The sequence below is a fragment of the Cupriavidus sp. GW823-FHT06D04 genome, from assembly GCF_058795055.1.
In genome coordinates, this window is the sequence record NZ_JBXAHL010000003.1 from 213,631 (window position 1) to 240,236 (window position 26,606).

Sequence of the window (26,606 nt, forward strand, 5' to 3'; positions counted from 1 at the left end):
TACGAAACCGAACGGAATTGGCGACGCAACGTGAGACCGTAGCGCTCAGCGCAAGCATTGATATCACCGTGGAGACGCCCTCCCTCCTCAACCGCAGCAGCGGAATCCGACAAAGAGGTCGCCGCGGTGCGGCAGGTAGAAGTTCCGGTAGCGAGGATGCTGCATGCGGGCATGGGTGGCGAACGATCCGCCGCGAACGGAGCGATGCGTGTGAAACCAGGGGGCGGAATATTCCTGGTAGGGGTCGGGCGAGAACCCTGCATAGGGCACGAAAGGATCAGCCGTCCATTCCCACACGGCGCTACCCCAGCGGATCAGGTCATGCGTTGCCGCATACTCCCATTCGGCTTCCGTGGGCAAGCGCTTGCCGGCCCAGCGGCAATAGGCTTCCGCCTCGTAGGCATTGATATGACACACCGGCTGTTCGGGCGGCAGCGGCACCCACTGCCCGAACCAGCGCAACGCCCATTGCCCCGCGATGCCGCCGGCTGTCCGGCGCCAGCGCAGCGGATGCGCCAGCCCGCTCTGTTGCAGCCATGCGCGTCCGTCGTCGGACCACCATTGACGGTCGCGGTAGCCGCCTGCGGCCACGAATTCCGCAAATGCGGCATTGCTTTCGCAAGTGCGATCGATGCGGAACGGGGCGATGTGGACCGGGTGGGACCACTTCTCATTGTCGAAGACGAACCCGTCGCCTCCGATGGGTGACCCCATCTGGAACGTGTCGCCGCCTGCGGCTGCCGAGCCGGCGCCTGGCGCAATGGAAGGCATGCCGAGCGGGGCATGCAGCGGATAATCGAGCGTCTGGCGCATATAGGTCAGCGCCTCCGCATGCATGTCTTCGTGGAACAAGGCGAGCCGGAAAAAATAGAGCGCAGCGTCGGTATCGTCCGACGTGGCGAGCCTGGCGCGAACGTGCTCCAGCACGGCGGCTGCGTAGTCGCGAATCTCGGGGAGCCGGGGCAGCGCAAGATGCCATCGATCCCGGTGGGCGACGCGCATGGAATCGAAGAGGCGGTCGGCGTCCGCCAGCATGGACGGGAGGCTGGCCACCCAGCGGCCGTCCTGACCGGCACGCGGCTCCCGCAGCACCCATAGCTCCGTGAACCAGGCGATATGGGCATACTCCCACAAGGGCGGATTGATTCCTGCATCGTAAGGAACCTGCCATTGGGACGGCGATAGCTCCTGAAGCAGGCCCCACGTGCGCCGGTGCGCCTCGGCAAACGCCGCATCCAGCTCGAACTTGTTTATCCTTCTTGCTGCTGCCCCCTCAGAACCTATCGTCATGCGTCCTCCCAAGGCCACCGTCGCAATTATCAGTCCGGCGCTGCGCAAAGCCAACAATGGCAACTGGCAAACCGCCAATCGCTGGGCCCGGTTCCTGCAGGGGGACTACGATGTCACACTGGCCGCTGAATGGTCGACGGCCAGCCAGGGCGGCGCCCTGCCCGACTGCCTGATCGCCCTGCACGCCCGACGCTCGGCCGAGTCCATCGCCAGGTTCGCCGAGGCTTGTCCGGATCGTCCGCTAATCGTCGTGCTGACCGGCACCGATCTGTACCGCGACATCCGCACCGATGCATCAGCCCAGCGCTCGCTCGCACTCGCCACCCATCTGGTGGTGCTGCAGGACGAAGGGCTCGCCGAACTGGCGGCCGCGCATCGCGCCCGGTGCCGGGTGATCTACCAGTCTGCCCCGGCATGCGCACCCGCGGCGCCCAGCCAGGATCACTTCGACGTCGTGCTGGTCGGCCACATGCGGGCGGAAAAAGACCCGCTGACGCCCATGCGCGCCCTTTCGCTGCTTCCCCACGATTCGCGCGTGCGCCTGATCCATATCGGTGGCGCGCTGGATGACGCATATCAGCAGGCGGCCCTGGCGCTGGAAGCACAAGCCTGGCCCGGCGTGCGGCGCTATGTCTGGCTCAGAAACCTGCCCCATGACCAAACCCGGCAGCACATCCGACAAGCACAGGCCATGGTGATCTCCAGCGCCATGGAAGGCGGCGCCAACGTGATCACCGAGGCCGTCGCCAGCGGCGTGCCGGTGCTGGCCAGCCGCATCCCGGGCAACTTCGGCATGCTGGGCCGTGACTACGAAGGCTATTTTCCGTTGGGTGACGCCGCGCAATTGGCGCTGGTGCTGGAACGCACCAGCCGGGACGCCGGGTTCCTGAACCGCCTGCGGCAGCAATGCGCACTTCGCGCACCGCTGTTTGCGCCGGCGCGGGAACGGGCGGAAGTGAGTAAACTTGTCGCCGACGCCTTGAAACCAGAATGACCCGGAGCCCCGCAGTGGACCAGCCAAACAACGCAAAGATCAAGCTCACCGCCTTCTCCCACGGCGGCGGGTGTGGGTGCAAGATCGCCCCCGGTGTGCTTTCCGAAATCCTCAGGAATTCGGTCGGCTTCCCTGCTCCGGCAGCACTGCTGGTCGGCAAGGAAACCAGCGACGACGCGGCGGTCTACCAGCTCAATGACAGCCAGGCCCTGATCGCCACCACGGACTTCTTCATGCCGGTGGTGGACGATCCGTACGATTTCGGGCGTATCGCCGCCACCAACGCCATCTCCGACGTCTACGCCATGGGCGGAACCCCGATCATGGCGCTGGCGCTGGTCGGCATGCCTATCGAGAAGCTGCCGCCTGAGGTCATCGGCAAGATCCTCGAAGGCGGGGAATCGATCTGCGCCCAGGCGGGCATCCCGGTCGCGGGCGGCCACACCATCGATTCCCTTGAGCCGATCTACGGGCTGGTGGTCCTTGGTCTGGTGCACCCGAATCGGGTCAAGAAGAACAGCGGCGCCGAGGCGGGCGACAAGCTGATCCTCGGCAAGCCGTTGGGCGTGGGCGTGTTGTCCGCCGCGGTGAAGAAGGACAAGCTCGACGCGGCCGGCTATCAAGACCTGATTGCCTGCACCACCAAACTCAACACGCCCGGCCGACTGCTGGCCGAAGTGCCGGGTGTCCACGCGCTGACCGACGTGACCGGCTTCGGCCTGCTCGGCCACCTGCTGGAACTGTGTCGTGGCGCGGGCGTCGGCGCCCGGCTGGACATGGGGCGGATTCCGCTGCTGCCGCGGGTTGAGCGCATGGCCGCCGAAGGGCTGGTGACCGGCGCATCGGGGCGCAACTGGGTCAGCTACGGCAGCGAGGTGGACCTGTCCACGTCGGTCACGCCAAGCCAGAAGGCACTACTGACCGATCCCCAGACCAGCGGCGGCTTGCTGGTGTCGTGCGCACCGGAAGCCGTGGACGAGATCCTGGAGATCTTTCGCCGGGACGGCTTCGCAGACGCTGCGGTGATCGGTGAAATGACGCAAGGAGCCGCCCGTGTTGCCGTTGCTTAAGCGCCTTGCCGCGCTGACCCTGCTGGGCTTTGCCGGCCTCGCCGGTGCCCAGGCTGTCCTGAAGGTCTCGGCCATTCCCGACGAGTCCCCCACCGAGCTGCAGCGCAAGTTCGCGCCGCTCGGCAACTACCTGGAGAAGGAAACCGGCATGAAGGTGAAGTTCGTGCCCGTCACGGACTACGCTGCGGTGGTCGAATCGCTGGCCACCGGCAAGATCGACATGGCGTGGCTGGGCGGCTTTACCTATGTGCAGAGCAAGATCCGGACGAAGGGAGCCACCATCCCCATCGTCCAGCGCCAAGAAGATGCCGCGTTCACCAGCAAGTTCATCACCGCCAACAGCGCGATCAAGTCGCTGGCCGACCTCAAAGGCCACACCTTCGTCTTCGGCGCGCCGTCCTCTACCTCCGGCCACCTGATGCCACGGCACTTCCTGCTGCAGGCCGGCATCGACCCGGACAAGGACTTCAAGACGGTCGCCTATTCGGGCGCCCACGATGCGACGGTGGCTTTCGTGCAGGCCGGCAGGGCCGACGCCGGCGTGCTCAATGCCTCGGTGTGGGACAAGCTGGTTGAGCAGCATAAGGTGGATCCCGCCAAGGTCAGGGTATTTGCCGTCACACCGCCCTACTACGACTACAACTGGACCGTGCGCGGCGGGCTCGATCCGGCCTTGCGCAAGAAGCTGACCGAAGCGTTCCTGCGACTTGACCCGGCCAATCCCGAGCAGCGGGAAATCATGGCATTGCAGCGAACCGCCAGGTACATCCCCACCCGACCGGAAAACTACGCCGGCATCGAGGCCGCAGCCCGCGCCGCGGGCCTTATCCAATGATGCCGGTCTGATGAGCTTCCGCCTGGACGCCGCCAGCGTCAGCTACGCCAACGGACAGCGTGCGCTCAGCCAGATCACACTGGCGGCCAGCCGCGGCGAGCCCATCGCCGTCATCGGTCCGTCGGGAGCCGGCAAGAGCTCCTTGCTGCGCTTGCTGGCAACGTCGCTGCGGCCAAGCGAGGGCCGTGTGGAGGTGCTGGAGCAAAGCCCCTGGGCGGTGTCCGCCGCACGCCTGCGGCAATTGCGCTGCCGCATCGGCATGGTGCACCAGGCGCCGCCGATGCCGCCGCGCCAGCGGGTGATCACCGCCATCCTTGCCGGCCGCCTGGGCGTCTGGCCCGGCTGGAAATCCTTGCTGTCGCTGGTCTATCCGGCAGACATCGATGGTGCCGGTGAACAGCTCGCCCGCCTTGAGCTGGCCGACCGCCTGTTCGACCGGTGCGACCAGCTCTCGGGCGGCCAACTGCAGCGCGTGGGCGTCGCCCGCGTGCTTTACCAGCGCCCGGAATTGATCCTGGCGGACGAACCGGTATCGGCAATGGACCCGGTGCTGGCCAACCTTACCCTGGGCGAGCTGCGCAGGGAAGCGGATACACGCGCGGTGCCCCTGGTCGCCAGCCTGCACGCAGTGGATCTGGCGCTGCGCTGGTTTCCCCGCATCGTCGGCTTGAAGGCGGGCGAGATCGCCTTCGACCTGCCGGCCGAGCGCGTGACCGACACGCTGCTGCGCGAACTCTATGCCTCCGAAAGCGCGTCACCCCCGGTACAAGGCAGCCAGGCCCTGATGAGCATCGCGGCAGGTGCGAGCGCCGCCATCGATGGCGATACCCCATCCAGGCCGGCGTGCCGATGACCACCCACCCGCGCGATCCTCAGGCGCTGCAGCGCGCAAGCGGCCTGGTGCTCGCGCTGCTTCTGCTGTGGCCATTGTTGCGGCTGTCCCGGTTCAGCCCTTCAGCCTTGTTCGACACCGAAAACCTCAAGGTGATGGGCGCCTTCGTGCGCAACTTCCTTCCGCCCGAGGTTTCGCCCGGATTCCTCGGGCTTGTGGTCAACGCCACGCTGGAAACGCTGGCGATCGCCACCGCGGGCATTGCGCTCGCCTTTGTGATCGCAACACCTCTGGCCGTGGCCATGACGGGCAGCCTGTCGGTGTCGCGCATCGGCCCCGGCCGGGGACGCAAGCCGCGCATGGCGGTTCGCGCTGGCGTGCGCACCCTGGTGCTGCTGCTGCGCGGGGTGCCGGAACTGGTGTGGGCGCTGGTCTTCGTGCGTGCTCTCGGCCTGGGGGCGGCGGCGGGCGTGCTCGCTCTGGCCATCACCTATGGCGGCATGCTGGCAAAGGTCTATGCGGAAATCCTAGAATCCAGCGACAAACGCGCCGTGGATGCCCTGTTTGGCAGCGGAAGCGGGCGCCTGGCGGCACTGTTCTATGGGCTGCTTCCCCATGCCGCGCAGGAGCTGGTCTCGTACACCGTCTACCGCTGGGAATGTGCCATCCGGGCTTCCGTGGTTATGGGTTTCGTTGGCGCCGGCGGGCTTGGGCAGTTGATGGACCAGGCCGTGAAACTGCTCAACGGCGGGGAAGCCGCGACCATCCTGCTGGTGTTCCTGCTGCTGGTTCTGCTGGCGGACGCGCTCAGCGCGCGCCTGCGCAAGCTGATCGACTGAATCATGGCGCACAAGGTCAAGGCCGCTCAATTCTGCATGCGCTGCCTGCTCACCCTGATCGCGTTGGCCGCCGCGGTTTCGGGCAGCTTCGCGTATCTGTCGCTCGACCTGAGCCAGCTCTTTTCCGCGGACGCTGCAGCCGAGATGGGGCGTTTCCTGCTGACGTTCTTCCCGCCGGAGCTGTCATCCGCTTTTTTGGCCAGAACCGCTGGCGGCATGCTCGAAACGCTCGCGGTTTCCGCCGTGGGCACGCTGTGTGCGGCGGTGCTGGGTTTTGGCCTGGCACTACCGGCTTCCGGGCTCTACGGCGATGCGCTGCGCACGTTGTCGCGCTTGCTACTGAACGTGTTGCGCTCGATTCCCGAGCTGGTATGGGCAGCCCTGACCGTGCTCGCCGTCGGCCTTGGACCGTTTGCCGGCACCCTCGCCCTGGCACTGCATACCGCGGGCGTGCTCGGTCGCCTGTTCGCCGAGGCGCTGGAGAATGCGCCGCGCGCACCCGCGCGCGCGCTGACGGAAGGGGGCACTCCTGCCGTGCTGGTCTTCATGTATGGGACGCTGCCCTGCGTATGGCCCCAGTTCCTGGCCTACATCCTGTACCGCTGGGAAACGAATATCCGCGTGGCGGCAATCCTTGGCTTTGTCGGCGCCGGCGGGCTTGGGCAGATGCTGTATTTCGAGCTGTCCCTGTTCCATCTGCCCCAGGCTTGCACGGTGATCATCGCCATGCTTGCCCTGGCGGCCGTGGTCGACACAGCCAGCGCGATCATGAGGGCTGGCTGGCATTCGTGAAGAGCGCCGGCGACGCTTGCGGTTACTTCCTGCGTCCAGGAATCCATGCCGCTCGCGCCTGGAAGAATTGCCAGATCCCACCGCGCAGATCGGCGAAGAACAAAAAAAAGCCGCTCCTAAGAGCGGCCTTCTCGGCAAACGGACTAGCGCTTCACCCCGGGATCAGTCATCCAGCAACGACAAGTCCCGCACCGCACCCTTGTCCGCCGACATCACCAGCTTGGCGTAGGCCTTCAGCGCAGCAGACACCTTGCGCGGACGCTGCTTGGCCGGCTTCCACCCCTTGGCGTTCTGCGCCTCGCGGCGGCTCGCCAGTTCCTCGTCGGGCAGCAGCACGTTGATGGTGCGATTGGGAATGTCGATGCGGATCTTGTCCCCATCGCGCACCAGGCCGATGGCGCCGCCGGCCGCAGCTTCGGGCGAGCAGTGGCCGATGGACAAACCCGAGGTGCCGCCGGAGAAGCGGCCGTCAGTCAGCAGCGCGCAGGCCTTGCCCAGGCCCTTGGACTTGATGTAGCTGGTGGGGTAGAGCATTTCCTGCATGCCGGGGCCGCCCTTGGGGCCTTCGTAGCGCACGATCACCACGTCGCCGGCCTTGACCTTGTCGTTGAGGATGTTCTCCACCGCCTCGTCCTGCGATTCGGTGACGTGGGCCGTGCCTTCGAACACGAGGATGCTCTCGTCCACGCCGGCGGTCTTCACCACGCAGCCGTCGAGCGCGATATTGCCCGTCAGCACCGCCAGGCCGCCTTCCTTGGAGAAGGCGTGCTCGTAGGAGCGGATGCAGCCCTCGGCGCGATCCAGGTCCAGGCTGGGCCAGCGCGTGTTCTGGCTGAACGCCACCTGGGTGGGAATGCCCGCCGGGCCGGCCAGGTAGAAGTTCCTGACGGCTTCGTCCTGGGTGCGGCTGATGTCCCACTGCTCCAGCGCGTCCTTGAGCGTGGGGGCATGCACCGTGGGCACGTCGGTGTGCAGCTTGCCGGCGCGCTCCAGCTCGCCCAGGATGGCCATGATGCCGCCCGCGCGGTGCACGTCTTCGATGTGGTACTTGTTGGTGTTGGGCGCCACCTTGCACAGTTGCGGCACGACGCGCGAGAGACGGTCGATATCGGTCATGCTGAAGTCGATGCCCGCCTCGCTCGCGATCGCCAGCAGGTGCAGGATGGTGTTGGTGGAGCCGCCCATGGCGATGTCCAGCGTCATGGCGTTCTCGAACGCCTTGAAGCCTACCGAGCGCGGCAGGACGCGCGCGTCTTCCTGCTCGTAGTACTGGCGGGCCAGTTCCACGATGCGGCTGCCAGCGCGCTTGAACAGCTGCTCGCGGTCCGCGTGGGTGGCCACCACCGTGCCGTTGCCGGGCAGCGACAGGCCCAGCGCCTCGGTCAGGCAGTTCATGGAGTTGGCGGTGAACATGCCCGAGCACGAACCGCAGGTGGGGCAGGCGGAGCGCTCCACCTCGGCCACATCAGCGTCGGAATAGGCGCTGTCGGCGGCGATCACCATGGCGTCCACCAGGTCGAGCTTCTTGAACTCCATGGCCTTGGTGACGGGGTTGGCCAGGCGCGTCTTGCCGGCTTCCATCGGGCCGCCGGAGACGAAGATCACCGGGATGTTGAGCCGCATGGCGGCCATCAGCATGCCGGGGGTGATCTTGTCGCAGTTGGAGATGCACACCATGGCGTCGGCGCAGTGCGCGTTGACCATGTATTCCACCGAGTCCGCGATGATGTCGCGGCTGGGCAGCGAATACAGCATGCCATCGTGGCCCATGGCGATGCCGTCATCGACCGCGATGGTGTTGAACTCCTTGGCCACGCCGCCCGCGGCTTCGATCTCGCGCGCGACCAGCTGGCCCAGGTCCTTCAGGTGCACGTGCCCGGGCACGAACTGGGTGAAGGAATTGACCACCGCAACGATGGGCTTGGAGAAATCTTCGTCTTTCATGCCGGTGGCGCGCCACAGGGAGCGCGCCCCCGCCATGTTGCGGCCGGCGGTGGAGGTTTTGGAACGGTATGTGGGCATTTTATTGCTGAAGAAATATCGCAGAAAGGAAGCGGGCCACGGGAATAAGGGCCCTTGCGCGCCCGTGCGAACAACCTCTTGAGCTGCGCCCTGGGCAAAGGGGCAATTATCCCACACCGCCGGGGCTGTCTTGCCACCACGCACCTGTCCCGCCTGAGCCCCCACTGACGGCGAGAAGTTGCCTAGGCTAGACGGATCCCGATAACGCTGTGGGAGGACCGGACATGGCTGCCACGAAATCCACCCGCCGGCCGGCAAAGGGCCGCGCCAAAGCTGGCACCAGCAAGGGACGGCGCTGGTCACAGCAGGTAACCGAGCACAGCGACGCGCTGGACCTCGAACCGCACCTCTTCGCTTCGGACAATCCCGAGGAAATTGCCGCTTCGCTCAAGCGTTCCGCCGTGAGCAGCCGGCGCCGCAAGGGCACGGCGTTCCAGTCGGCAATGTCGATGCTCAATTTCTACATCAATCGCGCCGGCCGTCATCTGCCAAAGGCGCGTCGCGCCACGCTGGAAAAGGCCAAGGGCAAGCTGCGCGAAGCGTTCGGGCGGCCACCTTGAGCGGGCACTGCGCGCCCCGCCTTGCTTGCGCGACGGCATTTTCGCGCCAATGCTTGTTCCTATGTCACCTGCACGGAGCCTGATCATGGACAGAAAAAGCGAACTGCAAGCCACCGTGGACGCCCTGGCACAAGCGGGCAGAGGGTTGCTGGCAGCCGACGAGAGCGGCCCGACCATCGCCAAGCGGTTCGAACGCATCGGGGTGGAGTCGAGCGAGGAAAACCGCCGCGCGTGGCGCAACCTGCTCTTGTCGACCCCGGGTCTTGGCGAGTTCATCAGCGGCGTGATCCTGTACGAGGAAACCCTGGGCCAGCGAGCCGACGATGGCACGCCGCTGCCGGAACTGGCGGCGCGCCAGGGCATCGTGCCCGGCATCAAGGTGGACAAGGGCAAGATCGCGCTGGCCCTGGCACCCGGGGACGAGGTCACCGAAGGTCTCGACGGGCTGGCCAAGCGGCTTGCCGGCTATCGCCAGCAGGGCGCGCGCTTTGCCAAGTGGCGTGCGGTCTACAACGTGTCGGACAAGTTGCCGGGGTGGGCTGCCGTGCAGGCCAATGCGGAAGCACTGGCGCGCTATGCCGCGATCTGCCAGGAAGCGGGCGTGGTACCCATCGTCGAGCCCGAGGTGCTGATGGATGGCGCGCACTCCATGGCCCGTTGTGCCGAGGTCACCGAGGCCGTGCTGCATGCAGTCTTTCATGCCTTGCACCGGCATGCGGTGGTGCTGGAACACATGCTGCTGAAGCCAAGCATGGTGCTGCCCGGCAAGGACGCCGGGCACGCGCCGCCGGCCGAGGTCGCCATGCAGACCGTCCAGGTGCTCAAGCGCACGGTGCCGGCAGCGGTGCCGGGCATCTTCTTCCTGTCCGGCGGACAGACTCCCACCGAGGCCACCGTCAATCTGGACGCCATGAACCGGCTTGCCCCGCTGCCCTGGCGGCTGTCCTTCTCCTACGGGCGCGCCTTACAGGAACCGCCCCTGCTGGCCTGGCGTGGCGATGCCGCCAACGCGGCGCAAGCGCAACGGGCGCTGCTGCAGCGCTCACGGCTGAATGCCATGGCCTGCCTGGGGCAATACGACGCGGCGCAGGAGAACGCTGCGGGCTGAGCTTGCCGATGCGCCTACGCCCCTTCGGCGTAGGCGCGCAGCCCCGCAGCCAGCGCGGCAAACGTCACCGCGCATCGCGCGCTCTCGCGCAGGTCCTCGTGCATCGCCACCCAGGTATCCATGGTCATCGAGAACTGGTTGGGCAGAACCCTGACCAGCCGCGGGTCCCGCGCCGCCAGCGCTGACTGGCACACGCCGATGCCAAATCCCGCGCGTATCGCGCCCAGCTGGGCCAGGTCGCTATCGGCACGGAAAGCCAGGGCGTCGCGCGAGAAGGCCTTGAACCTGGCCTGCAAGCGGCGGATAAAGGCGTTCTCCTGATCGAAGCCGATCGCCGCAAAACGGGACAGATCCGCCAGCGACTTCGGCACGCCATGGGATGCCAGATAACTTTCGTGGGCATGCAGACCCAGTTCGATCCCGCCGACGCGCGTGGCCACCAGCGCTGCCTGCTCGGGCCGGAACATCCGGACCGCGATATCCGCGTCGCGGCGCAGCAGGTCGTCGGCCTGGTTCGACAGCACCAGTTCGATTTCCAGTTCCGGATGCTCGTTGTGCAGCGCCGCCAGTATCGGCGGCAACACTTCGACGCCGATGACTTCGCTTGCCGACAGGCGCACCGTGCCACGCACGCCCGCGCCGTGGCCGCTGGCGACCCGCCGCATCGCCGCGGCCATCGCGGCAATGCCGGCGGCATAGGGCTTCAGCTCATGCGCCGCGTCGGTCGGCGCGAATCCGTCGAATGAGCGGGTGAACAGCTTCAGCCCGAGGGCGGCTTCGAGACTGTCTATATGCCGGCCGACGGTCGGCTGCGTCAGGCCCATTGCCCGCCCGGCTGCGGACAGCGAGCCGGTTTCCAGCACATGAAGGAAGGCCCGGTACCACTCCCAGTCTGGTTCGCGCTTGGGCATGGCTATGCATTTATTTATAGTGACCAGCCGACTATAGGCAATTTCCTTTTAGCCCACGAGCTTGCAGACTGAAGCCGCTTTCAGCACTGGTGCCAACTCAAAAGGAGATTCGTCATGTCCAAAGTCGCTCTTTTCGGCGCAGCCGGCGCGATCGGGCAAAGCGTGGCCGCCGCGCTGCGCAGCAAGGGCCGGCCCTATCGCGTGGTCGGCCGCAGCGCGGGCAGCCTGCGCACAGCCTTCGGGACGGACCCGCTCGCCGAGGTCGTCACCTGGAATCCCGATTCGCCCGAGTCGGTGCAAGCCGCCGCCAGCGGCATCGAGACGCTGATCTACATGGTCGGCGTCAACTACTGGCAGTTCCAGCTGCACCCCGAGCTGATGCGCAAGACCCTGGATGGCGCCGTGGCCGCTGGCGTCAAGTACTTCATCCTGATCGGCACCGTCTATCCCTACGGCCGGGTCCAGACCGGCAACCCGGTCCGCGAAGACCATCCGCCCGAGCCGCACACGTTCAAAGGCCGCATGCGCAAGGCCCAGGAGGATCTGCTGATGCAGGCCGATGCCAGCGGGCGGATCCGCGCCACGGTGCTGCGGCTGCCTGACTTCTATGGCCCGGGCGTGCAAGCCAGCCTGCTGCACCGCGCCGCGCAGGCGGCCGTGAATGGTGGCACGGCTGACATGATCGGGCCGCTCGACCAGCCGCACGAATTCGTCTATGTGCCCGACGTGGGGCCAGTGGTGGCGCGGCTGATCGACACGCCGGCGGCCTTCGGCAAGATCTGGCACCTGGCGGGCGCCGGTGTCACGACGCAGCGCGAGCTGGTCTCGGAAATGGAACGGCAGACCGGGCGCACGCTGAAGCTGCGCGTCGCCGGCAAGACGATGCTGCGCCTGCTGGGCCTGTTCAACCCGTTCATGCGCGAGCTGGTCGAGATGCATTACCTGATGACGGACCCGCTGGTCATGGACGACTCCGCGCTGCAGCGGCTGGTCGGGCCAATTCGCAAGACACCATATGTCGAGGGTATCCGCCAGACACTGGCCGCGGTACGGGAGACCCAGCCCACGGCAATCGCTGCCGCCTGACAGGCCATCATGAGCTACCCCCTGCCAGGGGCGCCGTATTCCGCATACGTCAACGCTCGCGATCATGGCTCGCTCCGCTGCGCCATTGTTTCTATAGTCGTATGGGGCGCCAGGCCGAGCCTTCGTGGCATCGGTTGAAGCACGGGCCGCGCCGCCGAAAGACCCACGGCGTGCCGCCATGATCGGCGAGCCGTATTCATCCACGAACAGGAGTCCAGGTCATGAGCAACAAGCCTACGGTTGTGTTGGTGCACGGGTTCTGGGGCGGCGCCGCGCATTGGCGCAACGTCATCATTGAGCTGGCACGCAAGGGCTATACGTCCCTGCGCGCCGTGGAGCTCCCGTTGACCTCGCTGGCTGACGATGCCGAGCGTACCCGCAAGATGATTGCCCAGCAGGCAGGCCCTGTCCTGCTGGTGGGGCATTCATACGGCGGCGCCGTGATTACCCAGGTGGGTGACCAGCCGAATGTGATCGGGCTTGTCTATATCGCCGCCTTTGCTCCCGACGCGGGAGAGAGCCCCGGCGCAATCACGCAGCAGCATCTTCCTGCCGCAGCGCCGAACCTGGTGCCCGACAGCGATGGCTACCTGTGGCTCAACCCCGACAAGTTCCACGAGAGCTTCTGCCGGGATCTGTCGCCCGACGAAGCCCTGGTGATGGCGGTGACGCAGAAGGCGCCGCTTGCCAGCACCTTTGGCGATACCATCACTGCGCCGGCGTGGAAGAAAAAGCCGTCCTGGTACCAGGTCTCCAGCGAAGACCGGATGATCGCCCCGGAGAACCAGCAGAAGATGGCGGCCCGGCTCAATGCCAGGAAAGTCGTGACTCTGGCGGCAAGCCATGCTTCGCTGGCGTCCAAGGCAGCAGAAGTCGCGGCCTTGATCGACGAGGCTGCAAGCGAGGCCATCAAGGCGTAGCCACTGCCGACTCTACTTGTCCACGTATGGGGCGGTGTTGATCAACAGGATTTTCTCGTACTCACTGATCTGCGCGACCCGGTGCAAAGTCGTTGAGCGAATCGTAGCCAACACTCGTGTAGAGATGGGGGCTGATGGCCAGCACCCCGACGTGGGCAAGCCCGATCGTAGAGACGTCCGTCAGTGCGTGCGCGCCATCGCCTCGGAATGCGAGGTGCGAATGTCCGTGGCGTTGAAATTTGCTCAACGATTTCTCTTCACCGCAGTCATGGCTTCGGCAAGCGCTTGGGAAAATATCGCGGCCGACTTCGTTCGGCTACAGCCAGGCCCCGGCCCATCCTCTGGTGCAAGAATTTTCGTCTGGAGGCAAGCACAAGCCCTTCATGCACCGGCACCCGCCTCGTCCTTCCAATCACCACCCAACGCCAACAATAGCGCAATGCGCTGGTTAAGATGGTTGGCCTGCACGTTGATAAGATCCATCTCGGCGGCCACGAGTGCCTGCCGCTGCTTCAGCACGCTCCGCGTATCCGAGGCGCCGATACCCGCGCGCGCCTCCTCTCGCAGCACCAGTCCACGGCTTTCATCCACCCGCTCCCGCAGTTGCCTGGTGCGCTCGTCATAACCGGATTCGGCCTGCAGTCCCGCCTCCACCTCGCTCAGTGCCTGCAGCGCGGTGTTGCCATAGGCGATCAGGGCGGCTTTCTCTTCGGCGCTGTAGTAGTCCGCCCTGGCCTTGAGCTCTCCACCCGTGAAGATCGGTGCGAAGAACGAACCACTGAGTCCCTTGATCGGGCTGCCGGCCTGGTTGAGCAGGAACACGTCGCTCCGGATGCCGGTGATGGCTGCGCTGATGGAAATGCCCGGCAGGCGCGCTGCCTCCGCCGACTGCCGCATATCGAAGGCCGCCGCAACACGGTGCGCCGACGCCGTCAGGTCGGGCCGACGCTCGACCAGGTTCGCCGGCAAGCCCGCAGCCGGGGCCGGGGGCATGGCCGGCAGTTCCGGCCCGGTCGCGATTTCTCCGGCGGGATAGCGGCCCAGCAGCAGTTCCAGCGCTTGCGCGGCCTGGCTTCTGGCCAGTTCGGCTTTCCCGATTGCGTCGCGTTGCGCGCGGAGCGCATTCCGCGCTTCCAGCAGCTCGGTCTCCGGTGCTATCCCGATCTCGACGCGCTGGCCGGTGATCCGCACCAGTTCATCCTGAATGGCGGCGATCTGCCGCAGTCGATCCTCCAGCGTCGCGTTCTGGATCAGCGTGAACCATGCCCTGGCAGTGGTCGCCGCGACCACGCGCTGGGCCCAGAGATAATCGTCCCTCGTGGCCGCATATTGCGATTCCGCAGCGCGCGACTGGGCGCGGATGCGTCCCCAGAGGTCGATCTCCCAGCTCGCGCCGATCGATAGGATCTGCGTTTCCGAATTGCCCGCCCTGCCCTTCACGCCTGCGCTCGGGAGCATACCGCTGCGCTGGATGGCGACCAGCGCCTGCGCCTGATGCACGCGCACCGCGGCCAGCCGGAGATCGCCGTTGTACGCAATGGCCTCCCGCACCAGCCGCTGCAGCTCGGCATCGTCGAAGGTCGCGAGCCAGCCATTTGCGGCGGCGCCGGCCGTTGCCGCGTTCGCCCACGTGGCCTGTCCTTCGAGCGCCGGCACGGCCTGGCGTCGAAGGGCCGCGCCCTCGGGCGGTGTCTGCAGGGCGCAGCCGCAAAGCATGGCGACCGGAAGCGCCAGCAGCAAGGTCTTCTTCAGTTGAAACGACGACACGGACTTCCCTCTTCCAAATCTCTGGCAAATCGAATCGAGTGAGCCTAGTGAAGCTTGAACACCAGGTAGTTCAGCTTGGAACTGACGCGCAGGAAGACCATGCGGATAATGTGAAACATCTCCATATGCTCCGTATAGATTGCGCCCGCTCCGACTGCCCCAACCGGAAGCATCAGCCCGCTAGATTGGTCGCGCAGATCGAGCTTGACCGCGAACCGGTTCGGCACCACCTCGGTGGCCCCGGTGTTCGGGATCATGCCGCCCTGCGCAATCTGGCCTTGCGATTGTGCCCAGACGATCGAATTGACTTTCGCCTTGATGATCTCGCCCGGATTCGTCGGCAGATAGATCTCGGCGCGATCGCCCTCCTTGACGTTGTAAAGCTCGTTCTGGTTGTAGAAGGCAACAACCTCCTGCGAATCCTCGACAAAACTGAACGCCGGCGAGAACGGGAACGGCACGAGCATGGTGCCCACGCGCACCTGCAGGTTCACGACCTTGCCATCGGAGGGCGCCCGGTAGACGGTCTGCTCAAGCTCCCATCGGGCGTTCTCGAGCATGACTTCGGTTTCCGCCCGCTTCGCGCGTGCCGTTGCAATGGCGGCAAACTCCCCCTGGCTTCTGGCCGACAGCTTCTGCCGGGCCTCATCCTCGGTGGCCTGCGCGCTGACCAGCTCGCCTTCCAGTTCACGCTGGCGGGTCAGTGCATCTTCCCGGTCGAACTTTGACCCGGCCCCCGCCGCAAGCAGCGCGTCATGCTCCTTGGCCCGCTGGCGGGCGAGCGACAGCCTGGCCTGCACAGTGCTGACCCGTCCAGCCGCGCCGCGCACCGATTCGCTGAGCTGGCGCGCCGATGCCTCGGCTTCAGCCAGCGCGGCATCGTCGGCCATCAGCCTGCCTTCGAGCTGCCTGACCGAGGCCTGATAGGGAGTCGGATCGATCCGCAGCAGGACATCGCCCTTCTTGTAGCGCCGGTTGCCTTCGGCCGGCAGTTCGACGATGCGGCCGCGGACCTGTGGCACCACCTGCAGGACCTTGCCCACCACCCGCACGTCATGGGAAGACGGGGCCACCACGTTGAGCGTAAGGACCAGCATCGTCATCGCAACCACGGGAATCGTAAACACGATGACCATCGACGTCGTGTTCCAAGGCAGCCATCTGAACTTGAAGAAAATCAGCCAGACGGCGAGCGCGTAGACACCAAGCAGCAGCGCATCCATTCAGATCTGCTCCTTTCCGGCGTGCTTGCCGCTGGCGATGTCCATCGCCGTGGATGCCCGCAAGGTGACGATGTTCCTCGGCCCGTAAGAGACTCCATGCCCAGCTACCTGCGTCGACGGCACCTTGTCATGGCCTGGCGCGTCATCGTCTTCCGGTGCCTTGTCGGTGCCGTACGCGGCCCGGTAGAACACGGGTTTCGTGTGCGCCCAGAGCCAGGCCAGTGGCCACAGCAAGCCCCCAAAGAAGAGCGACAGCAGGCATAGCGAATGGATGGCCTCCTTTTGCGGATGGCGCTTGCGATGTGCGATCTTCTCGGGCCAGATATGCAGCATCCAGAACAGGTAGACCCCTGCCACCGGCACGAAGAACAGAACCACCCAGGAGATGGCATTGGCCGCGGTCTCCAGGGCCTTGCCACTGAGTACGGATGCGAAAGCAGGTTCGCTCGATGCCAGCAGGCCGATGCCCGCCAGTAGATAGGGGCGCAGTTTCATCGAATTTTTTTGAGATGGAGCGTTGGCGCTCGGTTGCACAATGCACGGGCCGGTCAAGAGCCGGTTGCCTCGTTGCGCGGGCCGCCCCGGTAGGCGTCATCGCGCGCGTGTCCCGCGTGCCGGTGGGATGGTGATTCGTCCTCGCCTTCGTCCGCTGACGCAGCGTCGGCGTACAGAAGGTTGTACTTGCTGCTGGCGGGCTCGCCGGCAGCGCGGCAGACCGCGGGCTTCGAGGCAAGTCCGGCTTGCGCGCACGCATCGGGCTGATCTCGCAGACCCTTTGACTCCAGTCCGCGCGGGAGCTGCGCATACGCTTGCCCGGCGCCCGCGATCAGCAGCGCAATGCCAAAGGCCCGGACGGCCGGGCGGCAGTTGTTGATCATGTCTGCAGGTTCCTTCGATTGGATTCGGATGCCGACGACGTGCACCGGCGCAGCCGGTCACGTCTCGATGAGGCCCACACCTTATGGCAGCGGGCCGGTCGCGGCTATCAAAGAACTTCGAAAGTCCGGGTGCGCGGCATGGATCCGCTTTCGGTACGGCGGCGCTTTTCGAATTCCTTTGATAGCCCCCACGGCGTGACCGACCTACCCTGTTCCCCGTCGTACATCGCTCGGGTGTAGTCCAGGCTCGCCCGACCCGCAGAGCCCAATGAATGCTGTTTCCCCTATCGTTGCGGGCCTCGTCGCCGTCGCAGCCGCCAGCGCCCTGTCCGGGTGCGCAATCCCAACCGCCGAGACCTTGAGCCCGTTCCAGGAGCCGTGGCCATGGACGAAGCTCGTCGCCGTCAATCGGACCGATCACGATGTGCTGGCGGTGCGCGCCGGCCATTGCGAGACCGGGCCCTCGTTGCGGCAATCGCAATCCGCGCCTTCGTTCTGCTTCCTCGGCAAGAAGCCCGAGCGGCCCATTGCAATCACCTGGAACGATGCCGGCGCCGGTGCGCAACACGCCTCCACGGTGCCGCTTCCGCCCCTGTGGCCAGAAGATCCCCGCCCCGAGGACTTGACAGGCGGCTACCTGTGCGTGCTGTTGCGCAATGATGCGCGAGTGAGCCTGACCGTCACCGCCAGCGCGCAAGCCTGCGCTGTTCTGTAGCGGATCGCGATTGCAGGATTGCAGGGCTCCACAGGCTGGCGCACTGAGCCACCGTGGACCGGCCATTTCAGCACGGTCCACCTGACAACAGCGCTTACTGCACCGAGTAGCCGCGGCCCGTCATGCAGGCCCGCCAGGCTTGCCAGTACGACGTCATGGCCCAGTCATTGCTGGCTTGCACCTGTGCACTGGCGGCAACGGCCTGGCGGCGTTGCTGGCGATGCGCCACGCCACCCGCGATGGTTCCGACTGCCGCGCCCGCCGCGGCGCCCTTGCCTGCGTCGCCGCCGATCGCGCCCGCCACGGCGCCAGCAGCAGCCCCGCCCGCCGCGCCGCGTATACGCTCACCACCGGGCACGATGACCGGAACCGGCGTGCTTGCCACCCGGTACGGATTGATGCCGGTCTGCTGTCTGGCCCAGCCGTAGCAGGCGCCATCGTCATTGGTCTGCTGATACGCCGATTGCCCTCGCGCCGGATAGGCGTAGGGCTTCTGCAGCATGGTCTGAGCCCGCGCCGTTGCGGCCGTGCCGGGTACCGCGCCCGACATCAGAACGAATGCCGTACACGCGGCAAGCGCAAAGTCTGGACGATTGCTCATAAGCTCTCCTGATGAGGTGCCAGGTCCGGGGCACCCACGGGCGTCGGTCCGTCATGCCCCGGTGATACCGGCGCACGCCCAGGCGTGACGGCATCCGGCGGTGGCAGCCGACGCTGCGCCGCTTGTCCCTGGCCAAGGAAGAAATGCCCGCCGGGGAGGCGGGCAAACTGCGAGGTCTTGCCTGGGGAAATACCCAAGACGGGTGCCTGCAAGACGGTCAGTACCCGTCCCCTCAATGCTGACTGCGCAGGGGTGCGTTCGCAATCACAGGAATTAGAAAGAGGCGGGCCGGCGTGCCGGCAATGCTGCTAGCCAGCGGACAGGCACTGGCACAACTGCCTGAGGCTTTGTGCGATATACGCGGACTGAAGCTCGATCTCGTCGTCCCAGCCGTCCGCATCCGCGGCGTAGTCGCGCAGGTCTTCGCACAGCTCGGCCAGTTCTGACGGCCCGACGACCGCCAGGCCGCCCGCGATACGGTGCAGCAGTTGCGCCAGCCCAGTCATGTCCCGTCCGGCCCGAATCGCGTCGTACTTGTCGAGATCCGCTCCGGTCTGGGCGAGGAATGCTTCGACATATCCGGCAGGAATCCGTGGCAACTCGGGGAGAGCATCGTCACCGGGCGATGCGGCTGTCTGCTCCACGTCCTCATGGCCGACGCCATCGTCACCGCGTGCAAGAACCGACGCCAGCGCGGCGAGAGACATCGGCTTGGTCAGATAGCCAGTGAATCCCCTCGCCCGCCCTTCGGCGACATCCTCGGGCCGTGCGCTTGCGCTCACGGCATAGACGGGGATGTCGATGCCGGCGTGCCTCATTTCCCGAAGCAGGTCGAAGCCGTTCATGACGGGCATGTCGATATCGGTCAGGACCGCGTTCATGCGATTCCCCCTCAGTGCCGCCATGGCCTCGATGCCATTGCCCGCGACGATGACTCTCGCGCCCAGCGCGCGAAGCTGGTCGCGCAGCAGATTCCGGTTCAGCAAGTTGTCTTCCGCGATCAGCACGGCGTGGCCCACAAGCGGCGATGTGGGGCGCCCGACAAGGCCTTCCTCGCTCCGCTTCGGTGGCTGTGCTCCGGTGATGACCGCCAGCGCTGCTGCATGGATGCCTGCGAGGCTATAGCTGGAAACCTCGCGGCCGCCATCCGGCCGTGTCGTCGCAACCAGCGGCCCCAACTGCTTCAGCCAGACGACCGAGGCCGGCTTCGGCCACCAGGCCATGACGTGCCCAGGATCAAATGCCTCGGTCACCAGCAGGCAGTCATAGCTGTCTGCATCCACGGGCTCATCCAGGTTTGAGCGCGCCGACGGCTGGCACGCGCCCCAGTCGAAGTGGTTCAACAATCCCTCGATGCACTCGGGTTCGCGGGACAGCACCAGCGTCCGGTTCGGCGGCAAGCCTGGGCGCACCGGGGGCGGCACCGCGTCGGACACGCCCAGCGGCAGACGAACCGTGACGCGCGTTCCCACGCCCAGGGTGCTGTCCAGCATGATGCGGCCACCCATCCGTTCCACCAGCCGCATGCAGATCGACAGGCCCAGCCCGGTTCCCCGCGCCTGGGCGATCCGATTGTCGGCGACCTGGGAGAACGGCTGGAAGAGCCGGTCCTGGTACTCATCCGGTATGCCGATGCCGGTATCGGCGATGACGATCTCCAGATTCCATTCCAGCCATTGCGCGCGCAGGACGATCTTGCCCGCCTGGGTGAACTTGAACGCGTTGCCAAGCAGGTTGTTGACGATCTGGGTCAGGCGCACGGGATCGAGATCGAGCTGCGAGGGAATGCGGCTGCTGTACACCGCCAGGAAGCTCAGTCCGCGCTGCGCGGCAAGCGGGGCATGGGCGATCGCGATGCGGCCGAGAAGCTCCGTGACGGATACGGGCTGTACCTCGATGCTCAATGCGCCCACGTCGATCTTCGAGAAATCGAGCACGTCGTTGACGATCTGCAGCAGTCCCTCCGCCGACACCTGCATCGCGCCCACCCTCATCCGCTGCTCCGGCCCCAGAGGCCCCATTGCGACGAGTTCCATGTTACCCAGCAGCGAGGCAAGCGGCGTGCGAATCTCGTGGCTCATCGACGCGAAGAAGGCCACCCTGGCCCTGGCGGCCGCTTCGGTCGCGAGCCGGGCTTCATGCAGGAGCCGCTGTGCACGTGCCGCTTCCGCATAAGTGCCGGTCAGGAAGCGATAGTTCCAGTAGCGGTACATCGCGAACAGCAATGCAATCAGCACGGCTGTGATTGCGCCGATGACAATCAGTTCCTCCGTCATCCCCCGAATCTGATGCCCGATCGGGAGCGCGAAGATCAGGTGCCCGAAATCTGCCACGAGTGGCGGGCGGCGCACTGCCCAGCCATAGTCCGGGACCCAGTGGAATAATCCGTCCGGCCGCGCTTCCAGCCTGGCATTCAGGTGTTGCGCGTTGGCCCGTGCGCCGGCCGCGACCAGCGGAGTGCCAAGGCTGTCGAACACGATCGGTTCGGGGATCGACAGGTTGGGCCCGGCAGGCCGCAGTAGCTCGTGCAGCGGGATGCGTGTCAGCACGACCGCGTAAAGCGTGTCTCCCTTCGCGACCAGCGATGCGCCAACCATCTCCGGATCGGTGCCTGCCGCACTGGCCGGGACGCCCAGCCATTCGACGCGTTTTTCCCTCGCGGCCTGCAGAACATCGATATCGCGGCTCCGGAAGCGATCGAGGATCGTCCTGGTGATGAGTGCCGGCGGCATCGGCGGCGGTATCGACCGCGCCGCCGATCCCGATGCATCGGGCGATCCATAACGATACGTCGCACCGCTGGCGATCGAGATCATTTCGATCGACGGCCTCTGGCTGGCGGCAATCAGCGTGCCGACCGACTGGTCGCAGCTCTGCTGCAGCACGTCGTCGGCCGGCGCGGACGGAAAAACCTGCGTGCAGAGGCCGCCCTGACTGCCCGGTGAGAGCGCAAGCGTGCCATTGGCACGCAGTTCCAGGATCAGGTTGCTCGCGGCCAGTGTACTCCGGCGTTCGAGGACGGCATCGACGACACCCTGCTCATACAGGCGGGCCACCTGCTCCTGGGCGCGCAGCGAGCCATTTAGCTGAACGAACACGCCCGTGGAGGCGATTGCCACGGCAAGCAGCCCCAGCAACACAATCACCAGCGAGAAGACCCGGCGTTCCCGCTGCAGATTCCGCTCAACCGCGCGGAGGTCGGGCGACGGCTCGAACGTGCCCTGCATCAGGTCAGACCGTTGTCGCGCGCGTACGCGACGAGGTCCGCGTTGCTGGTGATGTTCAGCTTGCGCATGGCCGAGCGCTTCTGTGTCGCCACGGTTGCCAGCGTGCGGTGGAGGTATCCGGCGATTGCGGTGACGGTGCTTCCCGCGGCGAACATCCGCACGACTTCGATCTCCTTCGGAGACAGCGCGCTGGCGCTTGCGCCTGCCAGCGCGCCGGCGCTCGACATCCTGGCCGATATCCCCGGCGACAAACGCAGGCCCTGGCCGCCGATCGCATCAATGCAGATCTGCCGCAGGATGCCTGGGTCCTCGTTCTTGCCCACGATGCCGGCGATACCGGTCTCCTGGATGCGCGTGAGCAGACCGCCGTTGGTCAGCATCGTAAAGACGACGATCGGCGTGTCGGGGCTGGACTGCTTGAGTCGCCGGATCAGGCGAAGTCCGTCATCGCTCTCTTCGGAACGTCCCATTGTGAAATCCGTAACAATGAGATCGGGCCGGTGCGCCTCCAGCGCAGCGAAAAGCTCCCTGCCGGAAGCGCACATCGCAGAAACCTGGACATTCGGGATCTCGCTCAGGGTGGTCTTGACGGCGAGTTGAATCACCGGGTGATCGTCCGCGATCACGGCGGAGATGGTACGTGGTGGCATGCGCGTTAATTCTCCACACCCCGGATCGGCTCCGGGAGGGTATCTGCTACTACAGCCTGCAATGGATGGTCCGGCCTTGAGGCGAGAAATGCCTTCGCTCGCTCAGCGGCACAATGAATGAATCGGGGTGGCGCGACCAGCCGGGGGACCAGCCTGCATAGGGCTCGCGATTGTATCAATTGGCCCACACATCCATTTGACGAATCGGGTCAGTTGCTTGACTGATCGTCCCACGGGCCGCACAGGCCGCAAACCACTGACGGTGCCGACGGCGTCTTGGGTGACGCCCCGGTCCAGGTAAGCCTTGCCGCCGCGGCCTGCAGGATTGATGGGCAGCGGGGACCTCGTAACTACTGCGGACATAGCTCCATTGACGAGCCGCTGCGCTGGCCAATTGGCCAGCGAACGCCTTACTATCAACATCACCCTGCATTTACCGTTGACCGCAAGCCGTGTAGCGGTTCGCCAGCAATTACGAGATAGCCATGCCCCGATACGTTGCCTTTCTTCGCGGCGTCAGCCCGATGAACGCCCGGATGCCCGAACTCAAGCGCTGCTCGAGGCCGCGGGCTTCTCCGAAGTGAAAACCTTGCTCTCCAGCGGCAACGTCGTGTTCGACGCGCGATCGTGGTCACTGGCCAGCCTGGAGCGACGCGCCGAGAAGGCGATTCAGTCTGAACTGGGCCACAGCTTCGACACCTTCGTCCGGCCGGCCCGCTATCTCCAGGACCTCATCGACTCGGACCCTTTCGCCGAGCTCAGCCTTGCGCCTTCGGCCAAGCGGATTGGCACCTTTCTCCGCAGCCCGGTGCCGCCAGACGTGAAGCTGCCCATCGAGCGCGACGGCGCAAGCATCGTCAAGGCCGGTGCCACGGAGGTCTTCAGCGCCTACGTGCCCGACCCGAAGAAAGGCCCGGTGTTCATGCGCCTGCTCGAACGCTCGTTCGGAAAGGACATCACCACTCGCACGCTCTACACGGTCATCAAGTGAGCCAGGGCATAGGCCTTATGCGTAAGGCGATCGCCCGGACACTCGCACCGACTGGCTGAAACGGGTCGAACGACCTCATTCATCTACGCTGCCCGGGTGTTGTTTCGAGGCTACTCCATGGGCTGTTCAGTCCGTACCACCAGTTCCATGAACCCTGAGTTCTGGTCGTACTCCCGGGCAAAACGATGTTCGGGAAGCAGCGCCAGCAATATCTCCGCGGTTGTACGGACCGTGCAACCGCGTGCCACATGACCACCGAACACTCGCCCGCGCGAGTCCGCAACCGACATATGCAGGTGCGCTCCATCCGATGACAGGGATCCGGCGAGCGTCAGGACTTCCAGATTGCCACGCAGTTCGGTAGGGCCTTCCGCCCCGGCAAATCGCAATTGGGCAACGCTGAGGCTCCCGATGCCCTGGATGACGAAGGCCGCATGCAGCTTGAGCTGACTCAGCACGTCTTCGAGTGCGGCACGCAGATCGTCGCCGGGAGAGAGGCGTAAGGGATGTGCTTGCATCACGCGGCTCCAGGTTGGGGCTTCGTGACAGGTTAAAGCGAATTGAGACCAATCGCAATTGAGCACCAGCTTTCGCTCATTGGCGTCGTGCTCTGCGCGGCACGAGGGTTTCGACGGCCGCCAACTTCCGGCCGGGGTCGGTCGCGTAACACGTTACGTTACACGTAACGCCTCCCCCGCGGCTGCCAGTCGCCCGCAAAGGCCGGCAGGTCTGCGTCAGCCTCCCGGAAACCCGCAGCGGGCCTGGCTCCCGCGCTTGCGCGCGATGGCACGAGGCTGCCTTGCCAGAGTTGGCATTGCCCTTGCTGGTTCTGGTGCAGGGCGCTGGCCACGAAGCCAACGCCGGCAAACCGGAGGAGACAAGGATGAGCTGGACGAACCGTGGAGCGGCCGCCTGGGAGCAAGTCCTGGGGCGCAGCCGCGAGGCACATGCCGTGGTGATCGATGACATGCCGGTGTACCGGCACGGAGTCATGCGGCTGCTCGGGGAAATGCCGGGCATTGGCCGGGTCGAACTCGTGGAGACGGATGCGCTGGCGGCACGCAATGCGCGCCTGCCGGCTCCGGCATTGCTCGTGTTCGGCATGCCGCCGGATCTTGCCGACGGCTGGCACCTGCTGCGCCTGGCCAGCCTGGTGCTGAAGCCAAGGCGCCTGCTGCTGGTCTCGGATAATATGTGGCTGCGTCTGCCGCCAGGCCTCGACGGCCGATTTGCCCGCTCCCTATCCAGGTCCGCTTCGCTCGCAACGGTCGAACGGGACGTGCGCGCGCTACTGGAGCTTCCGTCCGCTGCGGAAGCCCCGCCCGGGCAAGACGCCGGGTCCGTAGCCTTCCAACGCCCGTTCCACGTGCTCGCGTAAGCCGTTCATGCGGCCACGGACTGCCTGCAACGGCCGCGCACTACTTATAGAGCTGCGGCGAACCCAGCACGAAAACTCTTGCGCTCCGGAGAAATAAGAAGGCCCCACGGGTTACGTGGGGCCAGACGGAACTGCAGGCAAGTCGCCTTACGGCCGGTCAACCGAAATATCGTAGAAACTATTGGCCGGATTGACGCTGATCGCCACGGTCAGGCCTGTGTTTGCCACGTTCATGCCGATAACCTCAGCGGCATTTGGTGCGGCAGGGCGATAACGCAGCCCATCCGACGGCATGTTGTTATGCCAAAGATCGACGCGACCGTCGTTACGTTGACGAGTATAGGTATTTGCTGCCGTGTCGACGGACGTCACCGTGTTCGAATACTCCGAGATTTCGGTCCCCCCGTTGATATTGATCACAGCATCCCAGTAGGCGTTGACGGCCCCCACGGCCGGCAGACCACGCGGCGTCGGCCGCTTTGCGATCATGAAGCCGCCCTGGTGCACGATCACAACCGCGACGCCGCCATCGACGCCCTTGAAGGCGAACGCTCGGGCCGTTCCTGTCGAATCCGGGACATTGAATCCGCCATCCGCGTTGACTGACACGACCGGAAGGTCTTCCGCAGGCCAGGGCGAGCAGCCGCTCAACCCGCAGTCGGCACCGCTGGCGAACTTTCCAGTGCTGTCCACGGTGAACTTGATCAGCCCCGGCGCGAGCGTGCCGCCGCCCTCGGGCCGTTCGAAGCCCATGGCGATCCAGTCTCCGGTGATTTCGCTCAGCGGAATGGTCTGGTCAGGAATCACCAGGCTGGATGGGCCGTTGCGGCGCTCAAGGCCGATACCGGACTTGGAGACCAGCAGCCTGGCGTCGGTGTTGCCGAAGCGGCAGGCCTGCGTGTCGTTCGCCTGGAATTGTTCGACCGCCCCGGTCGTATCGTTCGTCTGCGTCAGCTTGACCGCATCGATTGTGAACCTCTGCACGCTGTTGGCAGTGAGGCCAACCTTCTGGTACTTGCCGCTGCGGAACGTCGCGCAGGTTGCCGACGCGGGCTGGAGAATGGTTTGCACGCCGGCTGCCGAGCCGCTATTGGACGCGACAGCAGCAGACAGCTGGGAAAGGGAGGTTTGCGACGACTCGAGCGCGGCGCCGAGCGTATCGAGCTTCTGGTCAAGCGCATTGCCCGGCGTGTCGCCGTGCGCGGCGACCAGCGTGCCCTTGAGCGGGTCCACACCAGCGAGATCGACCGTCCCGGAAAGGATCAGTTTGACGGACTCCACCGCAGTGGCTACACCGTCCGTGGTCAGCTTCGCCTGTGCCTGAGCGTCAAAGCTGTTGAAGAAGTCCTGGGTGCTGCCGCCTGCGATCGACGCAGTGATCAGTTCGGTGAGAGGCGTGATATTGGCGGCGGCAGTCGTGCCGGTTCCAGCTTCCACGACGGAGTGAAGGATCGTGCCGTCGGGGGTCGTTACGCTGAGCACGCACGGACGCGTGGCGTCGGGAATGCTGATGGTAAACGTCCCGTCGGCGGCTGTGGTGGCGGTACCACTGCCGTTGGCGCACTTGGCCTGGACCGTGGCATTGGGCAACGCGGAACCCACGGCGGCCGTTCCCGCGATGGTGGTGGCCGGTGTGCCAGGCGTCGACGGCGTCGATGGCGCCGACGACTGGGTGTCCGAGGACCCGCCTCCGCACGCGGTCAGTGCTGCCGCTGCAATAGCGGATATTAGAAGTCTGATTTTCATGGTTTTGATTTCCCCCTGTCGTATGAATGAATGCAAGCTCGTTGCCTCACCCGTTCCCTGTGGGCGATCGAAACCACCCGGGGGCGATTCTGCGAAGAACGCAGAGCGACGCGCATCATTCATTCAGATGAAAATCTGCAGATACCCCCAATGAGAGGGGCATAAATCCCC

Annotated in this window: 24 protein-coding genes and 1 pseudogene; 13 read left to right on the forward strand and 12 right to left on the reverse strand. The window is 65.4% G+C overall.

All coding sequences use genetic code 11. The features are described from left to right. Positions 1 to 87: 87 nt before the first annotated feature. The gene (gene senA, locus AC1Q7H_RS07095; protein WP_249221155.1) at positions 88 to 1,302 is read right to left on the reverse strand and encodes a selenoneine synthase SenA; all 1,215 of its coding nucleotides are present in this window, start codon (positions 1,300 to 1,302) and stop codon (positions 88 to 90) included. Between senA and senB the strand changes: the two genes are divergently transcribed. From senB to phnE, 6 genes are read left to right on the forward strand one after another with little or no spacing between them, the layout of a single operon-like run. Beyond that, entirely contained in the window at positions 1,289 to 2,284 is a 996-nt protein-coding gene (gene senB / locus AC1Q7H_RS07100) for a selenoneine biosynthesis selenosugar synthase SenB (protein WP_013952021.1), read from the forward strand. The genes senA and senB overlap by 14 nt on opposite strands. Beyond that, entirely contained in the window at positions 2,281 to 3,354 is a 1,074-nt protein-coding gene (gene selD / locus AC1Q7H_RS07105) for a selenide, water dikinase SelD (RefSeq protein WP_013952019.1), read from the forward strand. Before senB ends, selD begins: the two co-directional genes overlap by 4 nt. After that, positions 3,338 to 4,189, forward strand: coding sequence for a putative selenate ABC transporter substrate-binding protein (locus AC1Q7H_RS07110; RefSeq protein WP_013952018.1), 852 nt, complete (start codon positions 3,338 to 3,340; stop codon positions 4,187 to 4,189). The genes selD and AC1Q7H_RS07110 overlap by 17 nt, the downstream gene beginning before the upstream one ends. A gap of 10 nt (positions 4,190 to 4,199) precedes the next feature. Beyond that, entirely contained in the window at positions 4,200 to 5,042 is an 843-nt protein-coding gene (locus AC1Q7H_RS07115) for a phosphonate ABC transporter ATP-binding protein (RefSeq protein ID WP_211979605.1), read from the forward strand. Further along, positions 5,039 to 5,860: a PhnE/PtxC family ABC transporter permease gene (locus AC1Q7H_RS07120; RefSeq protein ID WP_249221154.1), complete on the forward strand. Its 822-nt coding sequence runs from the start codon at positions 5,039 to 5,041 to the stop codon at positions 5,858 to 5,860. Before AC1Q7H_RS07115 ends, AC1Q7H_RS07120 begins: the two co-directional genes overlap by 4 nt. A 3-nt stretch (positions 5,861 to 5,863) precedes the next feature. Continuing rightward, complete coding sequence (gene phnE, locus AC1Q7H_RS07125) at positions 5,864 to 6,652, forward strand: phosphonate ABC transporter, permease protein PhnE (protein WP_249221153.1); 789 nt, start codon at positions 5,864 to 5,866, stop codon at positions 6,650 to 6,652. A gap of 162 nt (positions 6,653 to 6,814) precedes the next feature. On the opposite strand, the gene ilvD is transcribed toward phnE, so the two are convergent. Continuing rightward, positions 6,815 to 8,674 carry a dihydroxy-acid dehydratase gene (gene ilvD / locus AC1Q7H_RS07130; protein WP_211979604.1) on the reverse strand — a complete coding sequence of 620 codons (1,860 nt, stop codon included), beginning with the start codon at positions 8,672 to 8,674 and terminating at the stop codon, positions 6,815 to 6,817. 224 nt (positions 8,675 to 8,898) lie between these two features. Between ilvD and AC1Q7H_RS07135 the strand changes: the two genes are divergently transcribed. Together AC1Q7H_RS07135 and AC1Q7H_RS07140 are read left to right on the forward strand one after the other, a co-directional pair. Then, the gene (locus AC1Q7H_RS07135) at positions 8,899 to 9,234 is read left to right on the forward strand and encodes a DUF3175 domain-containing protein (protein WP_013952013.1); all 336 of its coding nucleotides are present in this window, start codon (positions 8,899 to 8,901) and stop codon (positions 9,232 to 9,234) included. A gap of 85 nt (positions 9,235 to 9,319) precedes the next feature. Beyond that, positions 9,320 to 10,342, forward strand: coding sequence for a class I fructose-bisphosphate aldolase (locus AC1Q7H_RS07140; RefSeq protein ID WP_211979603.1), 1,023 nt, complete (start codon positions 9,320 to 9,322; stop codon positions 10,340 to 10,342). A gap of 14 nt (positions 10,343 to 10,356) precedes the next feature. Here AC1Q7H_RS07140 and AC1Q7H_RS07145 read toward each other — a convergent pair whose 3' ends face one another. Further along, positions 10,357 to 11,253 carry a LysR family transcriptional regulator gene (locus AC1Q7H_RS07145; protein ID WP_211979602.1) on the reverse strand — a complete coding sequence of 299 codons (897 nt, stop codon included), beginning with the start codon at positions 11,251 to 11,253 and terminating at the stop codon, positions 10,357 to 10,359. 114 nt (positions 11,254 to 11,367) lie between these two features. Here AC1Q7H_RS07145 and AC1Q7H_RS07150 point away from each other — a divergent pair, with 114 nt between their 5' ends. Together AC1Q7H_RS07150 and AC1Q7H_RS07155 are read left to right on the forward strand one after the other, a co-directional pair. Next, positions 11,368 to 12,339 (forward strand): NAD-dependent epimerase/dehydratase family protein, encoded by a 972-nt coding sequence (locus AC1Q7H_RS07150; protein WP_211979601.1) that lies wholly within the window; start codon positions 11,368 to 11,370, stop codon positions 12,337 to 12,339. Positions 12,340 to 12,560: 221 nt separating this feature from the next. Continuing rightward, positions 12,561 to 13,259 (forward strand): alpha/beta hydrolase, encoded by a 699-nt coding sequence (locus AC1Q7H_RS07155; protein WP_153955751.1) that lies wholly within the window; start codon positions 12,561 to 12,563, stop codon positions 13,257 to 13,259. Between the two features lie 381 nt (positions 13,260 to 13,640). On the opposite strand, the gene AC1Q7H_RS07160 is transcribed toward AC1Q7H_RS07155, so the two are convergent. Genes AC1Q7H_RS07160 through AC1Q7H_RS07175 form a run of 4 tightly spaced genes read right to left on the reverse strand, consistent with a single transcriptional unit; the run spans position 13,641 to position 17,127 of the window. Continuing rightward, positions 13,641 to 15,026 (reverse strand): efflux transporter outer membrane subunit, encoded by a 1,386-nt coding sequence (locus AC1Q7H_RS07160; protein ID WP_013952008.1) that lies wholly within the window; start codon positions 15,024 to 15,026, stop codon positions 13,641 to 13,643. Positions 15,027 to 15,070: 44 nt separating this feature from the next. Continuing rightward, positions 15,071 to 16,249, reverse strand: a complete 1,179-nt coding sequence (locus AC1Q7H_RS07165) for an HlyD family secretion protein (RefSeq protein ID WP_013952007.1) — start codon at positions 16,247 to 16,249, stop codon at positions 15,071 to 15,073. Then, entirely contained in the window at positions 16,250 to 16,744 is a 495-nt protein-coding gene (locus AC1Q7H_RS07170) for a DUF3302 domain-containing protein (protein WP_013952006.1), read from the reverse strand. Between the two features lie 53 nt (positions 16,745 to 16,797). Continuing rightward, positions 16,798 to 17,127 carry a hypothetical protein gene (locus AC1Q7H_RS07175; protein WP_041228524.1) on the reverse strand — a complete coding sequence of 110 codons (330 nt, stop codon included), beginning with the start codon at positions 17,125 to 17,127 and terminating at the stop codon, positions 16,798 to 16,800. Between the two features lie 268 nt (positions 17,128 to 17,395). Here AC1Q7H_RS07175 and AC1Q7H_RS07180 point away from each other — a divergent pair, with 268 nt between their 5' ends. Then, positions 17,396 to 17,842: a hypothetical protein gene (locus AC1Q7H_RS07180; RefSeq protein ID WP_211979599.1), complete on the forward strand. Its 447-nt coding sequence runs from the start codon at positions 17,396 to 17,398 to the stop codon at positions 17,840 to 17,842. Positions 17,843 to 17,936: 94 nt separating this feature from the next. On the opposite strand, the gene AC1Q7H_RS07185 is transcribed toward AC1Q7H_RS07180, so the two are convergent. The 3 genes from AC1Q7H_RS07185 to AC1Q7H_RS07195 all read right to left on the reverse strand — a co-directional run bounded on the left by AC1Q7H_RS07185 (position 17,937) and on the right by AC1Q7H_RS07195 (position 22,320). Further along, on the reverse strand, positions 17,937 to 18,443 hold the full coding sequence (locus AC1Q7H_RS07185; protein ID WP_211979598.1) for a glycine zipper family protein: 507 nt from the start codon (positions 18,441 to 18,443) through the stop codon (positions 17,937 to 17,939). A 308-nt stretch (positions 18,444 to 18,751) separates the two neighbouring features. Beyond that, positions 18,752 to 21,670, reverse strand: a complete 2,919-nt coding sequence (locus tag AC1Q7H_RS07190; RefSeq protein ID WP_492381077.1) for a hybrid sensor histidine kinase/response regulator — start codon at positions 21,668 to 21,670, stop codon at positions 18,752 to 18,754. Continuing rightward, on the reverse strand, positions 21,670 to 22,320 hold the full coding sequence (locus AC1Q7H_RS07195; protein ID WP_211979597.1) for a response regulator: 651 nt from the start codon (positions 22,318 to 22,320) through the stop codon (positions 21,670 to 21,672). The genes AC1Q7H_RS07190 and AC1Q7H_RS07195 overlap by 1 nt, the downstream gene beginning before the upstream one ends. A gap of 524 nt (positions 22,321 to 22,844) precedes the next feature. Between AC1Q7H_RS07195 and AC1Q7H_RS07200 the strand changes: the two are divergent. Beyond that, positions 22,845 to 23,311: pseudogene (locus AC1Q7H_RS07200) on the forward strand (DUF1697 domain-containing protein). A gap of 110 nt (positions 23,312 to 23,421) precedes the next feature. Here AC1Q7H_RS07200 and AC1Q7H_RS07205 read toward each other — a convergent pair. Next, positions 23,422 to 23,829, reverse strand: a complete 408-nt coding sequence (locus AC1Q7H_RS07205) for a PPC domain-containing DNA-binding protein (protein WP_013951999.1) — start codon at positions 23,827 to 23,829, stop codon at positions 23,422 to 23,424. A 281-nt stretch (positions 23,830 to 24,110) separates the two neighbouring features. On the opposite strand from AC1Q7H_RS07205, the gene AC1Q7H_RS07210 reads away from it, so the two are divergent. After that, the gene (locus tag AC1Q7H_RS07210) at positions 24,111 to 24,689 is read left to right on the forward strand and encodes a DNA-binding response regulator (RefSeq protein ID WP_492381078.1); all 579 of its coding nucleotides are present in this window, start codon (positions 24,111 to 24,113) and stop codon (positions 24,687 to 24,689) included. Between the two features lie 147 nt (positions 24,690 to 24,836). On the opposite strand, the gene AC1Q7H_RS07215 is transcribed toward AC1Q7H_RS07210, so the two are convergent. Next, positions 24,837 to 26,435, reverse strand: coding sequence for a hypothetical protein (locus tag AC1Q7H_RS07215; RefSeq protein ID WP_492381079.1), 1,599 nt, complete (start codon positions 26,433 to 26,435; stop codon positions 24,837 to 24,839). Between the last annotated feature and the right edge of the window lie 171 nt (positions 26,436 to 26,606).